We start from the raw sequence: 20,164 nt of genomic DNA on the forward strand, positions 1-20,164 counted from the left end.
AATTAATTCTTAAAGACAAAAATGTTTATATTGGAATCTATCAATCTTGACGAGACAATAACCTTGTAGTTAGTATCCTTAAATTCCTTAGAGGGAAGCACGTCCTCAGCCGTTGTCTTTGCACTAAGATATTTCATCACTGCGGCCACTGTTTCTGAATCCACCTTCTGCAACAGGATCTCTTCAACATCTTTATATTGCTTTTTGTAGTCTGTTTCCGTATCCATCTTATCGAATGTTACCACAATATTTAGTAACGAATATTCGCTGCCATAAGTATCGTAGAGACCGTTACCTATAAGTAACTTCGAGTCTGGATCCAAATCAATTATAAAACCATTGTAGATCGATTTCCCTTCCTTTATTGGTATTTGCTCAAGGTTAACATCACTGTTGGCAGTGTCAATATGTATCGTATTACGCATAGTATCAAAGGTTACCAATGCTCCTAAAGCTTGGCCAACAAACCGAATCGGTACAAACGTTGTACCATGATTCACTATAGAAGAAGTATTCATTTTAAATTGCTGCCCATTTAAGGTATATGACTTCTTGCCTATACCCAATTCAATCTTATCCCCACCTAAAGTGACAGTTACTTTCCTTGTTATGACGTCCCATTGTACTTTTGCCCCAATCGCCTCACTTACAAAACGGAGTGGAACCTGCACCCTGCCGTTTTTATCATAGAATGGTTTCGCGTCTCTAAAAATAATCTCCTTATCATTAACGATGATTCGTAAAGACTTTTCCTTTGAATCAAAGGCGAAAGTTGTTCCTGAAGGCAAATAAAGAACTGAAAATATAGCAATTAATATCCCGCTTATGATTACAGATTTCAACAAAATCACTTCCCTTCTGATTTAAGTATACCGTTAGATTAGCGTTAGTTTATGACGAATGAACAGTCTAATACCTTAATCTCTCAGTGTACAACTTTGTTCTCTTCTATGTACAGTTGAGAATAGATTGCCACAGTCACATAGGAATTTTCCCATACTTAAGAAGCTCCTTCTATCGAGTTACAGTACTACTCGTTATTAAAATCCTTTTTCCTTTAATTGGGACCACCTGCCCGTTAGTTGAGAGAAAACCGGCAGCCGTCCGTGGCTACCGGTTCTTTATGATATTTGAGCTATAGTTCCCCGTTAGTTCAATGATTTATCGTTCTTTGTATCCCACTTTATGTTTTTATTCCAATCGTGCCATCCCTGCTTTACTGTGGTTATCAACCATTCGCCGCCTAATGTACAAGTTTCTTCATGAGTAAAATAAATAATCCAATCCATTTCTTTTGAAAACCAGAAGCCTTCGTTATAACATTCAGAAAAGTAAGGGTCACTCTTCCAGAAAAGCTGTTCTACCTCATGATTTAAAGCAAATTTATAGCAAAGTTCGTTGCCTGCCCAATATTCATAAATGTCTGTAACACCATGTGTAATAAGACAATCTTTCAAGAAGTTCATCTTTAAATCAGTATTTATAAAAGGGAAGTCAAACGCAATTACATCATTTCTATTCGTTTTAGCCAAAGGGTACCAATAGTAACCAGTAATGTCCCATACAGAATTTAGTTTCGCTTTGATATTTAATGATTCTTCACGATTCAGTTGCTTCTTTTCCATAATGAGCTTCCCCTGTTCTGAACTAACTTCCATAATAATTGAATAGAACTATTAGATAGTTATCCAATCTTCTTCATTAACGTTATGACTTAGTTTAGCACTCAACATTGCTTCTTCCAGCGTATTAAAGTCAAAATCTCCAATGACTTGCCAATCCAAGTCACAAGAAAATAGATAATATTCATGACTTCCTTCATAATGACAAATTGCCATTGCGGTAATGGGAAGCTTGTCAGTAGGGATGCTCATTATCAGTCCCTTCACCTCCTAAAGTGAATTGTTAATCAACTAAATATTACCACACATTGGAAGTAACCTGTCCGTTAGCTTAATGACCGGTTACTTAGCAAATATGTTATTGTCATCTGATATACGTTCCAGTAGTCCCACCAGAATGTAGGCACTTTTGTGCATTTTTGCATGACACAAATGTACTTACTCAAAAAGTTCGTGATTAATCTATGTCTGCCAAAACGAATTATGAATGGCCCGACTATAAAACGATGTCGGGCCATTCTTTTCAAGGCATAAAATTATGATTCAACATTACTTAGTTTCTCGCGGATTAGATCAGATACAAGTCGATCGGGAGACCGCTTTCCCCTTCCAACCTTCATACGATTACACAGTACCGCCACTGCAAGGCTTTTCGATGGATCGGCATATCCAATCATACCGCCCAAACCGGCATAACCGAAAGCCATCGGGTTGCCACCCATGGAATCACCTTCTTGACTAAGGCTATAGCCAAGTCCCAATTTAATGGGAGCTAGCGCAACTTCGTCGATGCCTTCAAAATGCAGTGACGTCGCCTCCACTACGGAAGCTGGCTCGAGCAGACGTCTACCACCATCCACACCTTGGCCAATCAGTGAGGCATACATACACGCTAACGCCTGAGCCGTAGCGACGACATTCACGGCAGGTACAGCCGCTGCATGGAACCAGGGCGAATTCCATTCAGAATTTGCAACTGGGACCAGAGCAGGAGGCAGAACTCGCTTGAAAAGCATGTCATCCGGCATGGAAGCAATCGGTACGGCTTCACCGCTAATCTGAGCTATACGGGATTCTGCTTCCGAGGATGCACTTAAGTACAGATCCTTTTCAATGCCTAAGGGTTTGCATATCTCGTCATGAACAATTTGAGCAAAAGTCCGCCCATCCGCTCGGGATGCGGTTTCCCCCAAAATCCAGCCGAAAGTCAGACCATGGTAACCAGACTTGCTGCCAGGTTCCCAGATTGGCTCAAGCTTCTCCATCTCGCTGACCATCGCTCGCCAGTCCGTGATGAGCCGCATATCCGCGTACGTGGGCATCAAGGGAACTCCTGCCGTATGGGTAAGAGCCTGGCGGAGAGTAATCTTTTCCTTACCATTCGCTCCGAATTCGGGCCAGTAATGGGAAATCCGCTCATCATAAGCTAGTTTGCCCTGTTGGACAAGAATATGAATGGCAGTTGAAACAATGCCTTTGGAGCAAGATTGCAGAACAAATAAGGTATCTGAGTCAACGGATCGTCGTCCTGCTGAATCCGCGCTGCCTGAAAAAGCATTCAGAACCAACTCTCCGCGCCAATAGGCTGCTGCTTGAAATCCTGCGCCGATATCGTCTTCCGCGAGTTCATCTAACAACTGCTGGACATGATTCTGAAGATCCACGAGATTTTGATGTTTTCTAATGAATGAATTGGTCAATGCACTCAACTCCCTTATATAAATGAACAAATAAGGTGCATAGCCCATCCTTTAGAAACGTCACGTGGGCGAACAGAGTTGCTTATGTCCGCCCATGCAAAGGTTCGCCCTAAGAATAGGCTTTGCATGAGCCGCGTAGCATATTGGCAAAATGATTTGCCATCAAAATCGACCACCTTTCACTGGAAATCATAGCAAAAAATCATCGATGCTCTCAACATGAAAAACATATATAATTAAACTTTACAATAAGCACCTCTACTCAGAATCGGGTTCGATACTTAGACAGCAAGGAATATGAGAATACCGCATCGAATAAGAAAAATATGTTGGTCAAATCGTGCCTTTTTACTGTGAATGAGACGAACAACAAACTTCGGCAGTTAGCATTCTCATATTGAAATAACGAGCAGTTTTGCGGAGCAATTAGTATAATAGCTTCGTCAACAAATCTTAAAAATTAATATTGTATAGTATTTTGTACATATGTTCAGCTATATCCACTATCATGCGCTTTTTGATTCTAATCTGATTATTTAAATTTCCCCCGCTCGCCTGCTTTTTGTCAGAGAGATAATACAGCCTGGCGGCCTCGATACTCAACCTTTGCTTCTCATCCTCCATGGGTCTCCCTCCCTCTGCATTATTCTATGTAAGACCGCACTTAAATTTTTTTCATTTGTACGGTTGTAACTACGGGGAATGCTTGGACTTCCGGCCGCTGTTGTCCCCAGATTTTTTTAGAATTCGAGACTGACACCTGCGTTAAGCGGCACTGTGGGATGGCGCCAGAACACAATACTGTTGTTGCCAATACCATCTAAGTAGCCGCCATGTTTCAACTGCCGTTTAGCCGTCATGATAATACTTCCTTCATCCTTGTATGCAGCTATGTATCACTGCTTGCAGCGCCCTTCTCCCGGGAGAACGGCTTAATGAACATGGCACCTCTGACCGTCCAGGCTGCTGCGAGCAAAGCAATTCCGGTTAACAAGAATACAAACGGAATGCCCATCCATCCACCAAGTATGCCGCCGAGCAGCGGGCCTGCAACGATGCCGAACAGGTTGGCGGATTGGCTGAGATTCACGGCACGGCCGCGAAAATCGCGGTCTGCATGTTGAATAATAAGTGCGTTGAGCGCTGGAAACACCGCCGCGAAGAATAGGCCGTAGCTAAACCGCAGTAATCCGAACCCGACTAGATTGTGAACGACTAGCTGCAGCAAATTGCCAAGTCCTCCGCCGATGAGACCAACAAGCAGCGTTTTATGATAACCGATCCTGCCGCCGATTTTCCCCCAGCGAGGACCCATGACCACCGTCGCCACGCCAACAGCCGAGAATACGATTCCGGAGCTTAGCGTCACTTTATTCGCACTCCCGCCGAGATGTACAACATAAATCGTAACGAGCGGTTCAAGAATTAATATAGAAGTCGAGACTAGCAGAATAAGACCATAGATCCGAAGCAGATTAGGATTCCTAGCGGCTCGTTTCAAATCCTGTATCACGCTCATTCGTTCCGATGAACGTCTGCGATTCGTCTCTTTCACCCTTAGCACAATGATAGCTGACAATAACGTAATGACTGACGATGCGATGAAACATCCGCGCAGGCCGACCCATTGCGACAAGACTCCGCCAGCGAGCGGACCAATAATGCCGCCTGCTGCAGTCGAGGTAGAGATGACGCCAAGTGCATAACCCACATACTTGTCCGGTGTATTCGTTCCAACAAGGGCGACTGAGGCTGGACTAAAGCCAGCCATCAGTCCTTGAAAAACGCGCACCAAAATGAAGGTGACCGGATCGTAAACGAAGTAATTAGCTAGATGTGCTAAGCCGAGCCCCACTCCCGAGCGGAATAGCATAAGCTTACTGCCGTAACGGTCGGCGAGCGAGCCCCAGAATGGCGTACATAGTCCGTTAATCAAAAAGCTGATCGATATCGATATGCCAGACCACGCCTCCAAGCCGCTATCTATCCCAAGCTCCTGATGCAGAAATAAGGGGAAGAACGGAACGGACAGTGTGTAGGCCATATGGTTAAGAAACAAGCCGATCCACAGGATGTATAGATTTCGTTTCCACTGCTCCACAGTTCGCTCTCCCCTCTCATCCAGCTGACGCTATCTCATCATGCGTATACGAATTCCGCCTGATCGCGCTTCTGATACAGCTCCCAATACTTCTCAGCTATTGCATCTGGATCATAAGCGGTACCTTTCGCAACATAGCCGCCAATCGTAACCGTGCCAACATAAATGTTGTCAGGCTGCAATTCCTGGGCAAGCGATAATGCAAGCGAGCGTACTCCAGCTTTGCCAATCGACAAGGATGCGTAATCCGGACTTGGCGAGAGTGCGAAGCCGCCACCCGTAATCAGAATCGTTCCTTCCTTGCGTTCGCGGAATGCTGGAATAACCTCTTTCACACTCGACAATGCTCCTACAACATTCACTTTGAATTCATCGATCAGCTGCTGCTCTTCTAATGTCGAGATAGTGGCTTTGGAGATAAACGCTGCGTTATACAGCAGAACATCTGGTGTTCCATGCTGCTCACGAATAGTCTGGAACGCCTCCGATATCGACTCCGGTTTAGATGCATCGGCTGCTACTGTGTAGGCTTCAATCGATTGGTCGCGAAGCTCGCTCGCGAGCACCTCCAGCGATAATGGATTACGGGCGACGAGTACAACTCGGAAGCCGTTCGAACCGAATTTACGGGCCACTGCTGCACTAACGCCTGGACCTGCACCGACAATAACGAGATTTTTGCTCATTGGAATCGCTCCTTCATTAATTGGTTTTCAAATCCCACTCATTTACATTATTGAACGCGCCAAGGTTAAGCGGCTTGCCGCCCACCACGACATTCGATACTGCCTGGAGTCGTTTCTCCGAGTAGATGCTGAGCGTCGGGAGATCGTCGTGCAGAATTTGCTGCAGCTTATTGTAGATGTCGTGCCGTTTGGCTGGGTCAGACTCGGACGCCCCTTGCGAGATGAGCTCATCGGCCTTTGGATTATGATAGAAAATAAAGTTGTTTGCATTATCGCTCTTGAACAGCGAGAAGTAGTTGCTAGGCTCAATATCTTTAGTAAATTAATGCAGTGATTATATGCAATTGTATACAACCATCCGGAAAAGGACGTTCCTTGGGAATATTGGTGTATATTTTGGTAACACTTTAAAAAGATTTCCTGAACCGCATCCTCAGCCTCTTCTTTATTCCTAAGCATGTGGTAACTATATACGTGAATTTTACGTTGGTATTCACAAACAAGCGCTCGAAACGCTTCCTTGTTCCCGTCTTTTATTTGAGCCACTATATTATCTATTTCTAACTCTTCGCTTTTCTGCTCCATATTTTCTCCTTCCTTACCAGGGCCCTGTTTATATGTGTAATAACAATCAACATAGATGCTTTGTGACATCTTTATAATTATTTTTTGGAGAAATCAATGAAACGTATCAAAAAGACAGTTCCAACGGCCATGTCAAAGACATTAATTAAGCTATTACAATGTTAGCTTTCCCTATGCTAAACTGCCTGTTATATAAGACGCAGTTAAAAATTTGACTTGAGGGTAAGGCGTAACGGAGGGGAAGCTTGGAACTGTAGGAGCGAAAGCGACCGCCTTTGTCTCCGGATTTCATCCGCCTTGCGGTATAAATCAAGAAATCTGGAGACAACAGCGGCCGAAAGTCCAAGCATTCCCTGTAGTTACGACTGTACACACAAATGTGAACATTTTAACTGCGGCTTATTTAGCTTAATGAATTAGAGCAGTAACATGTAGTTAAATACTTAACTAATCGTTAATCGGTACAAGTTCTTGTCCTCGAATCGGCACAAGAACTTGTACCGATAAAACAAAAAAGCCGCTAATTTAGCGACTTTTAATGGGATCAAGTTCTTGTCAATGCGCTCATACCGTCTCCACCGGAAGTGCAAAACAACCTAGTTAAAGCGTGGATGTTGTCATCCCTACCTCACAAGCTTACAATGGTAACAAAATACTCCTTGGAGGGAAAATATGGAATTCAGACATATGGAGTATTTCACCGCTCTTGCGGAGGAGCTGCACTTCACTCGTGCCGCAGAAAGAGTTGGCATTACACAGCCATCGCTCAGCCAGCAAATCCGGCTGCTTGAGGACGAATTCGGTACTCCACTCTTTGACCGCATTGGCAAAAAGACCGCTCTCACCGAAGCGGGAGCGATCCTTTTGCAGCATTGCTATCATATTATGCATGAGCTTCAGCAAGCAAGAGTCGCCATCCGTTCACTGCAAGGACTGCAAAGGGGATTAATGGATATCGGTGCCCTGTCCACGCTTGCCACAGCCAAGCTTCCGAGTGTGCTTACGGCCTTTCACCGGGAGTTCCCGTCGATCAAAGTGACCGTACGCAACCTATCTAGCGAAGAAATCTATGATGCCGTGCTTCAGAATAATATCGACGTCGGGCTCTGTTATCTTCAGCCGGAGCATGCCCAGCGGGATCAACTCGAGTGTATTCCGCTTCACACCGAACGCCTTGTGCTGATTACTCCCCAGCAGCACCCGTTAGCGAACGAGGATGGCCCGCCCCTTAGTGCCATAGCCAGCTTCCCATGCTTGTTACCGGCAGAGCCCTTCCTTCGCCGTGTCATCCAAAAGCCTTGCGAGTCATCAGAGACCGAAATCGCCCCAGCTTTGGAGATAGACAGCCTGGAAGGAATACTCGCCATGGTGCGCGAGGGCTTAGGTTTGGCCATCGTACCTTCCAGTCTGTTGCAAGAAAGTCTGAATAGTGGAGTTACCTCCATTCCAATCGGACAAGACGGTTTCCAGCTTGAGGTAGGGATGGTATACCGGAAGCACAAGTTTTTATGCGCGGCGAGCAGGGTCTTCCTGGACAGATTCGTCACCGCTTATAGGGACTAGTCAATCGACGATTGGTGCTCCGGACACTCCTTCAAAGAGGCTTCGTGTGACAAGTAATTTTGCAGCGCAGTGCAGTAGTGCGGTTTATCATCGCTTCCAGTGTTCGGCCGAAAGTTGACGCAGCCTCTGCATGGTTCCGCGACCGTCAGGTAGCCCTCCCGCTGCAAGGCTGAAATGACAGCTCCCAGCCCCAATTCCAGCATATTAAGAACTTCCGGAGGTAACGAAGCGATCGTACGCTCTAGCGATTCCCCCCACCGTTCCAGTGCCTCCATTTGCTGCATGCCTGCAGCTGTCAAGTGAATGATCGTGCTCCGCCGGTCACCCGGGTGCTGCAGCTTGTCGAGCAGTCCCTTTACCACCAGCCCATTCACGATCTTCACAGCGGTGACATGGCTTGCACCGATCGCCCTGGCGAAATGCCCGACCGTAGCCATGTCCTCTCTGGTCTGACCGGCAAAGAGCAGCGCATGCACCTGTACCGGACTTAACCCCACCGCATCGCTTTCCATCTGGGTAATTTTCTTCACAGACTGGCTTACGCGAAATAGTGTCATACTCACCCGGGCGGAGGGCTGCTTCTCTCGGTCGGCTGCATGGTAGAACATCCGGCATCACGCCTCTCGTACGGGCATACGACTTTGGCAAAAGCGGAAGGAAGCCGCACTAGGCTGCACCTTCTCTTTTGTTAGCTCTCCTTTACAGCGTCCAAGCTCGCACCGTAATTGATGTGGTATACTACCTGATTGATCACGAGTGCCGGAACTGATTTCACCCCAGCCTGTTCTGCTTCCTCGATCCGTGAGCGGTCAGTGCCCAGATGTACGACCTCTACCTGCACCTTCGATGGATCCAGGTAATCTAGAAATACCTGCTCTGCCTCTACACATACCGGACAACCCGCGTGATAAAATACTCCTTTTGCCATGCTGCATCTCTCCTCTAATATATTATGTAGCCTTGCTACATTTGTATCGTAATCGAGTTGAGGATACCAAACAATTCCAAATTTCTTATCATAATGATTGGCTGCGCCTATGACAAAGATGCACTGGGACAAGAACTTGTACAGATAAAACAAAAAAGCCGCTAAATTAGCGACTTTCAATGGACCATGTTATGGGCCCTCTACACCTTCATAGTATTGCGCGATCTCCACGATTAAAGCACCCATTCGTTCTTTCTCAGGCACAATAATCCGGCTTATCCCTCTATCTCGAAGCGCTTCAGCCGTTACTTTGCCGACAGCGGCAGCTAGTACATCCTGTTCAAAGACGGATTTCAGCTCTTCTTCACGTCCCTGTTCTCTTGCATAATCAAATAAATATCCGACTTGAACTCGGGTCGTGAAACAAACGGCATCCACTTCCCGCTGAATCAGTTCATTCAGGATCGATGCCAGCGTCTCCTGTTCAGGAGCTTGATAATGATAAGGCAGTATCGCCTGAACATCTATGCCGCCCTTGCTTTTGATAAACTGATATAACTCCGACGACAATTCGCCATGAAGCTGAATCCACACCTTTTGATCGTTAAAATCAAACACCTCAAGCTTTTCGATCATACTGGCAATCGTTCCATCATCATCACAGACGACTGGATGAATACCTGATTTCTTTAAAAGGGCATTTGTTTTGTAACCGCGGCAGGCAATCTTGGTTTCTTTCAATCTCTCTTCGAATTCAGAGACAGCGGTAAGCCTCTCCGCAGTTTGAATCATGGCTTCAAATCCAATACCTGTCGTGAAAATAAACCAGTCTGCCCCCTGCCGGATAAAACGCTTTACATCCTCTTCCACTTCAACCGGATCCGAGTACGTTAATCCCTGAAGTGACCGGACAAGGGGGACTCCACCTCTTCGTTCAATAATCTCAGCCATTTCTTCCGTCTTTTGCGACCCGGCAATGACAATTTTTTTGTTCTGAAGGTCTTTACTCATGGAACAGCCCTCCCTCATTCTTAAGTAATCCAACTCGTACCTCGTCCCCGATAACCTGAACCGGATAAGTCCGAACCGATCCCGTATCAGGATCAAGCACTTGACCATCCGTCAACGAAATTTTCCAATCACAGATCGGGTCGAACAGGACCTCTCCGGATATAATTCCTTCTGCAATCGTGCCTCCACGCGGCCCAGGGCTTTTATTCTCAAGTGCATAGATCTGTCCGTCCGTTGTCTTGAATACCGCAATCTCTTCATTATCCAAGCGCACAACCCGTCCCAGTCTCTCCGTGAAATCATCTACATGGCCAACAAGGTAATACGTGTATTCATTTCTGTTCAATATCGGTTCCATCTTGCAGCCCCTCCCTGTTACTAGTCCTGTTTCGTAGAGACACTGATATCTTCAAACATCCGTTCCCTTAAATTTGAATTATTCAGGATTTCACTCCAAGGTTCCTTCACCTGCGCCAGAGCGACCTCCATTCGCTCAGCCAAAGCCCGGCGGTTATCCAGATCATTGACCACAGCTTCGGTGACGGATTTAAGTCCCATCCTTTCGATCCATTCCGAGGTCCGCTCCAGATATTTGCCTGTCTCCCGGTAGTACTGCATGAATGCGGAGACAATCTCCAGAAGCTCTTCATCTGTTCGTACCTTACACAGCAGTTCAGCAAGCCGGGCTTTAATCCCGCCATTACCGCCAACGTAAATGTCCCAAGCCCCCTCATTGCCGACGATCCCAATATCCTTGGTTGATGACTCCGCACAGTTACGCGGACAGCCGTTAACAGCAAGCTTGAACTTGGCTGGCATATCTAATCGTTCGAACTTCTTCTCGAGTATTATTCCCATTCCCATCGAATCTTTCGTGCCAAAACGGCAGAACTGTGATCCCACGCAGGTCTTCACCGTACGAAGCGCCTTTGCATACGCATAACCGGACGGCATGCCAAGGTCCTTCCAGATCTTCGGCAGGTCCTCCTTTTTGACCCCAAGCAGGTCAAGCCGCTGACCACCGGTTACCTTAACCAGCTTGACGTTGTATTTGTCGGCAATGTCAGCAATAAGTCTGAGATCCTCTGGTGTGGTTACCCCTCCGTACATCCGCGGCACAACGCCAAATGTTCCGTCCTTCTGGATGTTCGCATGCATCCGTTCATTCACGAAACGTGAATCCTTCTCGTCCACATGCTCAGCCGGCCAAATCATACCCAGATAGTAGTTCAGCGCAGGACGACATTTGGAGCAGCCCTCCGGGTTATCCCATTCCAGCGCATACCTTACTTCTTTAGAGGTGATCAGCCCCTTTTCTTTAATCGCCGTCACGACTTCATCTCTACTCAGTGTGGTACAGGAACAGATTGCTTCCTGTTTCGCCGCCGCTGAATCATATTTGTCCCCGAGCACATATTGAAGAATCTGCTCTACAACAGGTCGGCAGCCTCCACACGAACGCGATGCACTTGTTGCTACCTTGATCTCTTCCACTGTGGTTAATCCTTTTTCGTTAATGGCATCCACAATGTGCTTCTTCGTCACCCCATTGCAACCGCATACGATCTCCTCATCCGCCAGATCCGCGGCCGTATTCCCGGTTTCGACCGAAGCTTGTCCCACAATCGCATTATGAATGGCTTCTGTCATCACGGTACCTGTTCGAATCCACTGCTGAAGTCTGGAGGATTCCTTTCCGTCTCCAATCAGGACACCGCCGACGATCCGTCCGCTGCGCAGCAGCACTTTTTTGTAAATACGTCGCCAGTCATCATGCACCCTCACAATAGACAGCCCTTCTGCATCCATAAACTCACCAGCGGAGAACACGTCTACGCCAGATATTTTAAGTTGAGTAGATACCACCGATCCTTCATACGGCTTCGTATCCACTCCACATAGATGCTTCGCAAGAATGGCTCCCTGCTCAAATAGCGGAGCTACAAGCCCATATGTAATACCTCGATGCTCGTTACACTCCCCTACCGCATAGATATCAGGCACTGAAGTACGCATAAAATCATCCACGAGAATACCACGATTAACCTCAATGCTGCTTTCCTTGGCTAATGCAGTATTTGGCCTGATCCCCACCGCCATGACGACGAATTCCGCTTCCAGCGTCGTTCCGTCGGAAAAACGAATACCGCTGACCCGATCATCCCCTAGAAACTCCTCGGTCTGTTTGCCGGTAGCAAATTTCAAACCTTGGCTTTCCAGTTCTGCCTGAAGCATCAATGAAGCGGTATGATCGAGCTGTCGTTCCATGATCTCTTCAAACAGATGGACCACGGTCACATCCATCCCCAGTTTAAGCAGCCCCTTGGCCGCCTCGAGTCCAAGCAAGCCCCCGCCAATAACAGCAGCCTTCTTGTACTGATCTGCTGCATGCAGCATATTCTGGCAATCTGCGATATCTCTGAAACCTACAATTCCTTCTTTATCTGCTCCTGGAACAGGAAGTATAAACGGGTTGGAACCAGTAGCAATGATGAGGGTGTCATATGGAACCTCCATACCATTGTCTGCCTTCACAAGTTTTTGTTCCGTATCAATATGCGTTACAGTCGTTCCCGTATATAGCTCTATTCCGTTCTCTATATACCAATCCCAGTCGTTCAGAATGATGTCTTCTACTGCTTTACTCTTCTCTAGCACATAAGATAACTGAATACGATTGTAGTTGGGATAAGGCTCGCTTCCAAATACGGTGATCCTGTAGGTGCTGGGCGCCAGTTTTAATATCTGTTCCACCGTGTTGATGCCCGCCATCCCGTTGCCAATCAGGACCAGATGCCGACGTTCTTGTACTTTCACCATGCAGAAACCTCCTAAATATATATACGAGTCCATGCAAAAGAGAACTTGTAACCTACTAAACATCACACGTATAATCGAACCAGTTTTAACAGATTTTCTCTGTTTCCATCATAAGAAAAGTGGGATATAAAAGGAACCCCCTTACTTTAATTTTTAACTGAATGATTCATATTAATGGTAACCTGATATCTCTCCTCCCGCTTGGCATGGAAAAAGCAGCTTCTGTTAGTTAGAATCTGCTTTGATTGATTAATTATCTTGTTATGCTGGTTCAATGAATTCTTTCATTTGGAATGATCTTTGGTACGATAATCCCCATATATTTTTTTACTTATTGAATTTTCAATAATTCACTGATTTTATTAAGATTCTCTGCAAAGCCGATAAACACCTGATCACCGATGACAATGGTTGGAACGATTTGTTTCCCTGTTAATTTTTTTACTTCGATCGCATAATCAAGGTTTTCTTCACAATTGTAATCTTCATAAGAAATGTTATGTTCCTTGAAGTAACGCTTGGCAAAGGTGCAATCACTACATGTTGGAATGGTATAGATTTTTACTGCGGTCATTTCCTCTTCCCCTTATCGGTTTTTCTGTTTTTTGTGTACCCCGGTACCCTATAATGATGATCTAAAAAAGAGCAGCACCCCGTGCTGCTTCAAACCCACTTATTTCATCAACTTATTCATCGTGGTTAACAGTTCATCCAGTACTTCGGTATCGCCATCTTGTATGCGCTCGATAACGCAGCTTTTCATATGATGTTCCAGTAATAGCTTACCCAACCCGTTTAATGCGGACTGGACCGAAGCAATCTGATTCAGAATGTCATCACAATAGGTGTCTTTTTCAATGAGGCCCTTAATGCCTCGAATCTGACCTTCAATACGATTCAATCTTGATATCATATTACTTTTCTCTTTATCGGAATGATGGCTCTTCTGCCCCGTTTCATCGCTGGAACAGCATCCTGGATCTTGGTTTACCGATTCTTTATTCGTTTCAACTTCAACATTCATCCATTTCCCCCCACACTTGAATGCTCGATTAATCTTGTGGCGATTCATTAGCGTTTCTTATTTTAATTTATGCCCCCCACCCCTATACTGTCAAGTTATACACACACCATATCCTTTCCAGTTCTTCATTTATAAATGAAGAACTCCAGCCAATGGATGAAGGCAGGAGTTCGGTTTGAATCACATCGTATTTGACATGTTGGTATCAGCTTGTTTTGAAGTTCGTACAAACAATAGGGTTAACACGGCTCCGGCGAAAGCAACGATTCCGGACCATAAGAAGGCAGCTTGAAATCCGGCATTAAGGGCTTCCGCGGAATGATCTCCCGTCTGGACATCGGTTGTGGTAGCCGCGATGGTCACCATAACGGCAAGACTGATGGCGGAGCCAATCTGATAACTTGTATTAGCTAGACCGGACGCCAAATCCTGCCTCCTCGGGTTTTGCTCCGGACATCGCCGTCATCATGGATGGTATATAGGCCAGTGACATACCAAGTGCACCCAAAAGAGATGCAGGAAGCACGTTGACCAGGAAGCCTCCATTCACTGGCGTATTAATGGAGAATACAATCAAGGAAGCCCCCAGAGCTGTCAGCCCGATGATGATATTTGCTTTCATTCCGAATTTGGCGATTAATTTACCAGTGACCGCGATCATGAAGATGGCGATTAATATGGTCATCGGGAGCAAAGCGACCCCGCCAGTAAATGCTGAAAATTTGAGAACTTGCTGCATGTAGAGATTGAGGAAATACCATAACGGAATCCATCCACCGGACAACATGATCAAAGCGATATTTCCAGCAGCCAGGTTCGGAGTCTTGAAAATTTTTAAAGGGATCAAAGGTTCTTTTTTGACTGCCTGAATGATAAGGAAGAGGATAAAGAGTGCTGCTCCTGAGATGAGGGTCCATACGGTGGTTGGGGCTCCCCATCCGTTATGTTCTGCCGTTACGTTATAACATTCTCATTCCAAGCAAGACCCGCCAGCAATGAAGCCAGGGTAAGAATTAAAAATCCCCACATAAACATGCGTTTATGTCCAAACAAGTCAGATAATTTTCCTCCAAGCAACAAGAGTCCTCCGAAAAAGATAACATAAGCATTAAAAACCCATTGCAAGTTTTCTTGGGAATATCCCAGGGCTTCTTTGATAGCAGGTAAGGCAACCCCGATAATCGATGTATCCATAATCACCATAAAATTCGCAAGGCATAATAACGCTAGCCCCATCCATCGTTTTGGATCAGCCTTGGAAAGACTCTGTGTCTGTGTTGACATGAGCGGACCTCCTACAATTGAATTCAGCCGGCACTTCCTTGACAAGACCCATATTCACCCGTGACGGCCGTCATTGACGAGTGCTGGTCTCATAAAGTACCGGTTGATGAAAATATAGTATAGCCCCCTACCCTATATTGTCAAGATTGTATTTTTGTCTTGTGTTAGTTCATGATTTAAGTCATGAAGAGATTAGTTTTTTTAGTTCCATTTCAAAAAAGGAACACTTGTGGTGAGACTGGATCGCTTTCAATGGACTATTGGCAGTTTGACATGAATTTGTGTACCCGCGCCTTCATCACTCTCCGCCCACACTTGTCCGCCATGACGTTCCACAAATGTCTTTGTAATGGCTAAACCCAGACCACCTCCGCCCATTTTCCGGTTCCGCGATTTCTCCACTCGGTAGAATCTCTCGAATATATGGGGCAGGTCTTCTGCAGGGATGCCAATACCACTATCGGTTACGGTGATCAGGACGGAATCGGCCATGATTGTCCCATCCAATCGTACATTGCCACCTTTGGGTGTGAATTTTAAGGCATTTGAAAGGATATTGGTCCAAATTTGAACCAGCCGGCTCTCATCGGCAAGGATCGTGGCACAGGGTACATAACCCTCTGATAGCTGAATTTCATGCTCTTTAAAAGATGGGCGCATCAGGTCCATAACTTGTTCAATGGATCTCTGCAGGAGAACTTCTTTGCGAGATAAGGAAAAGTCACTGGAATTAAAAGTTTGCAGTTCTTCTAAGTCCTGAACTAATTGAATCAACCTAAAGATCTCTTCCCGACTTGATTGTATTCGTTCCGGAGTCGGTTCCCACACCCCGTCTTGAATCGCTGCTAGGTAACTATTTAGCGTGGTCAGCGGAGTTCTCAGTTCATGGGCTATATTCTCAGTCATCGCAATCCTTAATTGCTCCTGTTGCTGTAGCTGCTCTGCCAAATGATTGATGGAGGTCGCAAGCTCGTCTAACTCATCTTTCGGTGCCCATTTTAAAGGCAATCGCACATCACGCTCTCCACTCGCCATTACCAGAGTTAAATTCCTCATACCGATTAAGGGTGACGCAATACGTTTGGCAATATAGATACTCAAGATTAGTGCGATAATCGATGCACCTCCAATCGTTAGCCCGATCAATTGAATAATAGCTTGCTCCAAATGTGAATTTAACAAATCAGCGGAATGATGGCTCTCTTCCATTTCGTTCCCATATAGCTGGAAATGGTAATGGGTAGCATGGATCATTGCAACCGATGCAATGATCAATATAGCCCCGGTATACATAATCAAAAGAATGCTTAATCGGAACGACAAAGAACGCTTCATTGGCTTCCCCCGTGAAATCGATATCCGGTTCCAAAGACTGTCTGTATGAACGAAGGGTTTTTGGGGTCGTCTTCGATTTTTTGACGCAGATTTTTAATATGCTGGTCGATGATTCGTGCGTCCCCCTCAAAATCATATCCCATAACCAATTCAATCAGTTTTTCCCTGGAGAATGTACGATCAGCGTTCCTGGCCATGACAAGAAGGAGTCTATATTCTGAAGGGGTTAAACCGATCACTTCGTTTTTAACAAACACCCTTTTGGCCTGGTTATCAATGGTCAGCCTTCCTCCTCCGTATTCCATCCGTTCAGCCAGAAGTTCCCCCGGATTCGTCCGCCGCAGCACTGTTCGAACCCGCGCGATAAGTTCATTCGGATCAAAAGGCTTCACGATATAATCATCAGCGCCGATGGAGAGACCATGAATACGGTGGTTAATCGATGCCTTTGCCGTTAACATAATAATGGGCATCGGACATGTTGCTCTTACCTGTTGGCAGACATCTTCCCCATTCATATCGGGCAGCATTAAATCCAGAATCATCAAATCAAATGTATTTTTTGAGACTTCATGCAGGGCTTCATTTCCGTTGCCTGCCTCCGTGGTTTCGAAGCCGTCTCTTTTTAAATATGCCACAATAACCTCTCTAATTTTTTCTTCGTCTTCTACAATTAAAGTTTTTCGCATGATGGTTACTCATCTCCTTTGCATCATTTTTATAATTTTCAGCTGCCCTATTTAATTTATTTTCACCCTAATCAAACAGGCCATTTCCCTGTTTAAAGAAATGACCTGTTGTGAGTTTTCTTTGATGTTACGCTGTGATTTGTTTTAAGTGTTCTATGGAGATCCGCTTGACGAACTTACTGAATTTTTCTTTACCTTTGGCGTGAGCCTTATAATAATCAATGAGTTTCAATACTGTCGGAATGACTTGTTCTTCGGTTAGCCCTGTTAAAAAAAGCTGAGCCAAAGGCGCCTTGATGCCTTTGGAATCTCCGCCCACATAAATATCAAACTTGTCTTTCATTTTGACAACCCCGATATCTCTTAATAGGGGTTCACTCGTTCCAAGGGCGCAGCCGGCATACCCCACTTTGAGCGGAGTTGGTGTTAAAATACCTGCGATCGCAAGATTCAACTTCTGTGCAATATCTAATCCCGCATCCTCAGGCCCCCTGCAGAAATTGCAAGCAATCAGGCTTTTGATTGCAAATCCCGAGGGATTGACCTCGAGGCCAACGCTTTGCAAATTCCGGGTCACCGTATCTTGGGATTCAACGGGAATTTCAATATACAGCTGTCGGAACGGTGTCATTTCAATTTGTTGATCTGGACCCATAATCTTACTGATAGTGAGGAGCTGCTTAGCAGCAAATAAGCTTCCTCCGACTTAAACCGGTGGGGACACCGCGATCACAACTTTGTCATTCGTCATTTTCTCACTCCCCAGAAGCAGATGGATAATATTTTTTTCTGTTGCAAATCACACCATGCAGTTATCATGACTTGCGGTCAATCGAATTTACACCCTGCTGGCAGCTCATTCCGCTGACATTTAAAGTAATTGTTTTCCTGGACCAACACTCCTTTATCTATGTTTCGTATTAGTATACCCCCCTATAGTATAATTTTCAACTTATGATTTATATTATACGTAGGGGATCTTTTAGGAATCAGCGTAAATTACGGCGAATAGATCCGGTTAACTGAAAGCCTTGAAATCATATAGGTATCTTCATAAATTCTATATACCTTTGTTTTATGATGGATAAGGCCAAGATGATATGAATGACAAGGGGGATTCTGAAATGAAGACAGCAATATTAAAAACCTTGGTTGCAGCAAGCTCAATTGCGATTATTGCCACAGGGTGTTACAGGGTCAACAATATGGGGGGTATGGATCATTCGAAAATGAACACAACATCGGATTCTAATTCCGTTAAACTGACATCCGCCATGAGTGTGGTCGATGGTAAAGAATTTACTATTACAGCTCAAGAAAGCAATCTGCTGGTTTCTAAAGGAAAAACGCTGTCTGTATGGACCTTTAACAACTCTGTACCGGGGCCGCAAATTCGTGTGAAGGTCGGGGACACAGTAAAAATTAACCTCAAAAATGAGATGAAGCAACCTGTCTCCATTCACTGGCATGGCTATCCAGTTCCGAATAACATGGATGGCATTCCTGGTATGACCCAGGACGCTGTAGAGCCTGGAAAAACATTTACCTATGAATTTAAAGCTACAACTCCGGGTACGTACTGGTACCACTCTCACCAAGACAGTGTGAACCAGGTGGATAAAGGCTTGTATGGTTCATTGATTGTTGAAGATCCGAAGGATGACTTCGATAAGGATTATACGCTGATGTTAGATGAGTGGATGAGCTCTGGGGACATGAACATGGGTGGGAAAACCGAGGAGTCCGCAAGCACCCATATGGACATGACACATGATTCAAGCGACATGGATATGGGAAACATGGATCATGGCGAAATGGATATGTCCGATTCCGATATGAATATGGATCACAGCAGTATGAACATGAGTGGGCATGATATGAGCATGTATGATATCTATACGATCAATGGGAAATCGGGTAATTCGATAGATCCGTTACTTGTAAAAAAAGGCGACAAGGTTAGAATCCGCCTCATTAACGCAGGATTTATCACACATCAAATGCATCTGCATGGCCATGATTTCAAAGTCATCGCGACCGATGGGCAGCCGGTGAATGATTCTGCTGTCATCCAGAACCAGCTGCTTTCCATTGCCCCCGGAGAGCGTTATGATATTGAGTTTACCACCGATAATCCAGGCTCCTGGCTTTTGGAAGAGCACGGAAAAGCATCATCTAAAATTCAGAATATGAAAGCTGTCATTCAGTACGAAGGCTCGGACGCAAAGACTGATAAATCCAATGCTTCTGACACCACCCTACCTCTGTTCGACCTCAAACAATACGGTAAAATGTCTAAAGCCAAGTTCTCTTTGTCTCAGAAATTTGATCAAGAAGTCACATTGAATTTAAATACAGAAATGAAGAACGGCGAAATGGTCTATACGATCAACGGAAAGGTATTCCCGGATACCGATAAAATTAACGTCAAAAAAGGGGACAAGGTCAAAGTGACCTTTGTTAACAAGTCCAATTCGGATGATCATCCAATGCACCTGCACGGACACTTCTTCCAGGTATTAAGTAAAAATGGTCAACCGTATCAAGGATCACCGATCATGAAAGATACGCTCAATGTGAAGCCAGGGGAAACTTATGAAGTCGCATTTGAAGCCGACAGCCCGGGAGATTGGATGTTCCATTGCCATGATTTACACCACGCTGCTGCCGGGATGGTCACGGATGTGATGTACTCGGACTATCAAAGCAGTTATACCCCTGATCCGAATGTTAAAAATATTCCAGAGTAAAAGTTTAAAACACCAGCTGATGTTGACATCTGGTCATACCCCTGTCAAGTAGACAGGTCTAAAAAG

At 45.2% G+C, this 20,164-nt stretch carries 23 protein-coding genes and 1 pseudogene; 3 read left to right on the forward strand and 21 right to left on the reverse strand.

The window, feature by feature from the left end; all coding sequences use genetic code 11:
* Positions 1 to 2 precede the first annotated feature (2 nt).
* From ACRRNK_RS10595 to ACRRNK_RS10625, 7 genes are all read right to left on the reverse strand, one after another.
* Positions 3 to 842, reverse strand: a complete 840-nt coding sequence (locus ACRRNK_RS10595) for a copper amine oxidase N-terminal domain-containing protein (protein WP_433946691.1) — start codon at positions 840 to 842, stop codon at positions 3 to 5.
* A gap of 306 nt (positions 843 to 1,148) precedes the next feature.
* Positions 1,149 to 1,625 (reverse strand): hypothetical protein, encoded by a 477-nt coding sequence (locus tag ACRRNK_RS10600; RefSeq protein ID WP_433946692.1) that lies wholly within the window; start codon positions 1,623 to 1,625, stop codon positions 1,149 to 1,151.
* Positions 1,626 to 1,676: 51 nt separating this feature from the next.
* Complete coding sequence (locus ACRRNK_RS10605; protein ID WP_433946693.1) at positions 1,677 to 1,874, reverse strand: hypothetical protein; 198 nt, start codon at positions 1,872 to 1,874, stop codon at positions 1,677 to 1,679.
* A 284-nt stretch (positions 1,875 to 2,158) separates the two neighbouring features.
* On the reverse strand, positions 2,159 to 3,322 hold the full coding sequence (locus ACRRNK_RS10610; RefSeq protein ID WP_433946694.1) for a serine hydrolase domain-containing protein: 1,164 nt from the start codon (positions 3,320 to 3,322) through the stop codon (positions 2,159 to 2,161).
* 453 nt (positions 3,323 to 3,775) lie between these two features.
* The gene (locus ACRRNK_RS10615; protein ID WP_433946695.1) at positions 3,776 to 3,946 is read right to left on the reverse strand and encodes a hypothetical protein; all 171 of its coding nucleotides are present in this window, start codon (positions 3,944 to 3,946) and stop codon (positions 3,776 to 3,778) included.
* A gap of 265 nt (positions 3,947 to 4,211) precedes the next feature.
* Positions 4,212 to 5,423 (reverse strand): MFS transporter, encoded by a 1,212-nt coding sequence (locus ACRRNK_RS10620; protein ID WP_433946696.1) that lies wholly within the window; start codon positions 5,421 to 5,423, stop codon positions 4,212 to 4,214.
* A 38-nt stretch (positions 5,424 to 5,461) separates the two neighbouring features.
* Positions 5,462 to 6,109: an SDR family NAD(P)-dependent oxidoreductase gene (locus ACRRNK_RS10625; protein ID WP_433946697.1), complete on the reverse strand. Its 648-nt coding sequence runs from the start codon at positions 6,107 to 6,109 to the stop codon at positions 5,462 to 5,464.
* Between ACRRNK_RS10625 and ACRRNK_RS10630 the strand changes: the two genes are divergently transcribed.
* Positions 6,102 to 6,443, forward strand: coding sequence for a hypothetical protein (locus ACRRNK_RS10630; protein WP_433946982.1), 342 nt, complete (start codon positions 6,102 to 6,104; stop codon positions 6,441 to 6,443). The genes ACRRNK_RS10625 and ACRRNK_RS10630 overlap by 8 nt on opposite strands.
* Before the next feature lie 38 nt (positions 6,444 to 6,481).
* Here the strand turns inward: ACRRNK_RS10630 and ACRRNK_RS10635 are convergent.
* Positions 6,482 to 6,763: pseudogene (locus tag ACRRNK_RS10635) on the reverse strand (RNA polymerase sigma factor); the annotation flags it as partial.
* A 603-nt stretch (positions 6,764 to 7,366) separates the two neighbouring features.
* Between ACRRNK_RS10635 and ACRRNK_RS10640 the strand changes: the two are divergent.
* Positions 7,367 to 8,257: a LysR family transcriptional regulator gene (locus ACRRNK_RS10640; RefSeq protein WP_433946698.1), complete on the forward strand. Its 891-nt coding sequence runs from the start codon at positions 7,367 to 7,369 to the stop codon at positions 8,255 to 8,257.
* Here ACRRNK_RS10640 and ACRRNK_RS10645 read toward each other — a convergent pair.
* The 13 genes from ACRRNK_RS10645 to ACRRNK_RS10705 form a co-directional block, all read right to left on the reverse strand.
* Positions 8,254 to 8,865 carry a MarR family winged helix-turn-helix transcriptional regulator gene (locus tag ACRRNK_RS10645; RefSeq protein ID WP_433946699.1) on the reverse strand — a complete coding sequence of 204 codons (612 nt, stop codon included), beginning with the start codon at positions 8,863 to 8,865 and terminating at the stop codon, positions 8,254 to 8,256. The two genes, ACRRNK_RS10640 and ACRRNK_RS10645, sit on opposite strands and share 4 nt — an antisense overlap.
* An 80-nt stretch (positions 8,866 to 8,945) precedes the next feature.
* Positions 8,946 to 9,185 carry a thioredoxin family protein gene (locus ACRRNK_RS10650; RefSeq protein WP_433946700.1) on the reverse strand — a complete coding sequence of 80 codons (240 nt, stop codon included), beginning with the start codon at positions 9,183 to 9,185 and terminating at the stop codon, positions 8,946 to 8,948.
* A gap of 189 nt (positions 9,186 to 9,374) precedes the next feature.
* On the reverse strand, positions 9,375 to 10,196 hold the full coding sequence (locus ACRRNK_RS10655) for a uroporphyrinogen-III synthase (protein WP_433946701.1): 822 nt from the start codon (positions 10,194 to 10,196) through the stop codon (positions 9,375 to 9,377).
* Positions 10,189 to 10,554 carry a nitrite reductase small subunit NirD gene (nirD, locus tag ACRRNK_RS10660; RefSeq protein ID WP_433946702.1) on the reverse strand — a complete coding sequence of 122 codons (366 nt, stop codon included), beginning with the start codon at positions 10,552 to 10,554 and terminating at the stop codon, positions 10,189 to 10,191. Before nirD ends, ACRRNK_RS10655 begins: the two co-directional genes overlap by 8 nt.
* A 20-nt stretch (positions 10,555 to 10,574) precedes the next feature.
* Entirely contained in the window at positions 10,575 to 13,016 is a 2,442-nt protein-coding gene (gene nirB, locus ACRRNK_RS10665) for a nitrite reductase large subunit NirB (RefSeq protein WP_433946703.1), read from the reverse strand.
* A 331-nt stretch (positions 13,017 to 13,347) separates the two neighbouring features.
* Positions 13,348 to 13,590: a glutaredoxin family protein gene (locus ACRRNK_RS10670; RefSeq protein WP_433946704.1), complete on the reverse strand. Its 243-nt coding sequence runs from the start codon at positions 13,588 to 13,590 to the stop codon at positions 13,348 to 13,350.
* A 99-nt stretch (positions 13,591 to 13,689) separates the two neighbouring features.
* Entirely contained in the window at positions 13,690 to 14,040 is a 351-nt protein-coding gene (locus ACRRNK_RS10675) for a metal-sensitive transcriptional regulator (protein WP_433946705.1), read from the reverse strand.
* 180 nt (positions 14,041 to 14,220) lie between these two features.
* Positions 14,221 to 14,466: a hypothetical protein gene (locus ACRRNK_RS10680; protein WP_433946706.1), complete on the reverse strand. Its 246-nt coding sequence runs from the start codon at positions 14,464 to 14,466 to the stop codon at positions 14,221 to 14,223.
* Positions 14,447 to 14,947: an MFS transporter gene (locus ACRRNK_RS10685; RefSeq protein WP_433946863.1), complete on the reverse strand. Its 501-nt coding sequence runs from the start codon at positions 14,945 to 14,947 to the stop codon at positions 14,447 to 14,449. The genes ACRRNK_RS10680 and ACRRNK_RS10685 overlap by 20 nt, the downstream gene beginning before the upstream one ends.
* A gap of 47 nt (positions 14,948 to 14,994) precedes the next feature.
* On the reverse strand, positions 14,995 to 15,324 hold the full coding sequence (locus ACRRNK_RS10690) for an MFS transporter (RefSeq protein WP_433946707.1): 330 nt from the start codon (positions 15,322 to 15,324) through the stop codon (positions 14,995 to 14,997).
* Positions 15,325 to 15,573: 249 nt separating this feature from the next.
* Positions 15,574 to 16,659 carry a sensor histidine kinase gene (locus ACRRNK_RS10695; protein WP_433946708.1) on the reverse strand — a complete coding sequence of 362 codons (1,086 nt, stop codon included), beginning with the start codon at positions 16,657 to 16,659 and terminating at the stop codon, positions 15,574 to 15,576.
* On the reverse strand, positions 16,656 to 17,348 hold the full coding sequence (locus ACRRNK_RS10700) for a response regulator transcription factor (RefSeq protein ID WP_433946709.1): 693 nt from the start codon (positions 17,346 to 17,348) through the stop codon (positions 16,656 to 16,658). Before ACRRNK_RS10700 ends, ACRRNK_RS10695 begins: the two co-directional genes overlap by 4 nt.
* A 127-nt stretch (positions 17,349 to 17,475) precedes the next feature.
* On the reverse strand, positions 17,476 to 18,003 hold the full coding sequence (locus tag ACRRNK_RS10705; RefSeq protein ID WP_433946710.1) for a nitrite reductase: 528 nt from the start codon (positions 18,001 to 18,003) through the stop codon (positions 17,476 to 17,478).
* Between the two features lie 469 nt (positions 18,004 to 18,472).
* Here ACRRNK_RS10705 and ACRRNK_RS10710 point away from each other — a divergent pair, with 469 nt between their 5' ends.
* The gene (locus ACRRNK_RS10710; RefSeq protein WP_433946711.1) at positions 18,473 to 20,098 is read left to right on the forward strand and encodes a multicopper oxidase family protein; all 1,626 of its coding nucleotides are present in this window, start codon (positions 18,473 to 18,475) and stop codon (positions 20,096 to 20,098) included.
* Positions 20,099 to 20,164: the final 66 nt, after the last annotated feature.

The organism is Paenibacillus sp. SN-8-1, from assembly GCF_050995535.1.
Taxonomy (GTDB): Bacteria; Bacillota; Bacilli; order Paenibacillales; family Paenibacillaceae; genus Fontibacillus.

What these genes read in the sequence shown, in the direction of transcription:
- ACRRNK_RS10670 (WP_433946704.1), bottom strand. Translation starts at nt 13,590, where the DNA reads ATGACCGCAGTAAAAATCTATACCATTCCAACATGTAGTGATTGCACC.
- ACRRNK_RS10640 (WP_433946698.1), top strand. Translation starts at nt 7,367, where the DNA reads ATGGAATTCAGACATATGGAGTATTTCACCGCTCTTGCGGAGGAGCTG.
- ACRRNK_RS10695 (WP_433946708.1), bottom strand. Translation starts at nt 16,659, where the DNA reads ATGAAGCGTTCTTTGTCGTTCCGATTAAGCATTCTTTTGATTATGTAT.
- ACRRNK_RS10645 (WP_433946699.1), bottom strand. Translation starts at nt 8,865, where the DNA reads ATGTTCTACCATGCAGCCGACCGAGAGAAGCAGCCCTCCGCCCGGGTG.
- ACRRNK_RS10655 (WP_433946701.1), bottom strand. Translation starts at nt 10,196, where the DNA reads ATGAGTAAAGACCTTCAGAACAAAAAAATTGTCATTGCCGGGTCGCAA.
- ACRRNK_RS10675 (WP_433946705.1), bottom strand. Translation starts at nt 14,040, where the DNA reads ATGAATGTTGAAGTTGAAACGAATAAAGAATCGGTAAACCAAGATCCA.
- ACRRNK_RS10700 (WP_433946709.1), bottom strand. Translation starts at nt 17,348, where the DNA reads ATGCGAAAAACTTTAATTGTAGAAGACGAAGAAAAAATTAGAGAGGTT.
- ACRRNK_RS10615 (WP_433946695.1), bottom strand. Translation starts at nt 3,946, where the DNA reads ATGGAGGATGAGAAGCAAAGGTTGAGTATCGAGGCCGCCAGGCTGTAT.
- nirD (WP_433946702.1), bottom strand. Translation starts at nt 10,554, where the DNA reads ATGGAACCGATATTGAACAGAAATGAATACACGTATTACCTTGTTGGC.
- ACRRNK_RS10605 (WP_433946693.1), bottom strand. Translation starts at nt 1,874, where the DNA reads ATGAGCATCCCTACTGACAAGCTTCCCATTACCGCAATGGCAATTTGT.
- ACRRNK_RS10690 (WP_433946707.1), bottom strand. Translation starts at nt 15,324, where the DNA reads ATGTCAACACAGACACAGAGTCTTTCCAAGGCTGATCCAAAACGATGG.
- ACRRNK_RS10710 (WP_433946711.1), top strand. Translation starts at nt 18,473, where the DNA reads ATGAAGACAGCAATATTAAAAACCTTGGTTGCAGCAAGCTCAATTGCG.
- ACRRNK_RS10705 (WP_433946710.1), bottom strand. Translation starts at nt 18,003, where the DNA reads ATGGGTCCAGATCAACAAATTGAAATGACACCGTTCCGACAGCTGTAT.
- nirB (WP_433946703.1), bottom strand. Translation starts at nt 13,016, where the DNA reads ATGGTGAAAGTACAAGAACGTCGGCATCTGGTCCTGATTGGCAACGGG.
- ACRRNK_RS10650 (WP_433946700.1), bottom strand. Translation starts at nt 9,185, where the DNA reads ATGGCAAAAGGAGTATTTTATCACGCGGGTTGTCCGGTATGTGTAGAG.
- ACRRNK_RS10600 (WP_433946692.1), bottom strand. Translation starts at nt 1,625, where the DNA reads ATGGAAAAGAAGCAACTGAATCGTGAAGAATCATTAAATATCAAAGCG.
- ACRRNK_RS10625 (WP_433946697.1), bottom strand. Translation starts at nt 6,109, where the DNA reads ATGAGCAAAAATCTCGTTATTGTCGGTGCAGGTCCAGGCGTTAGTGCA.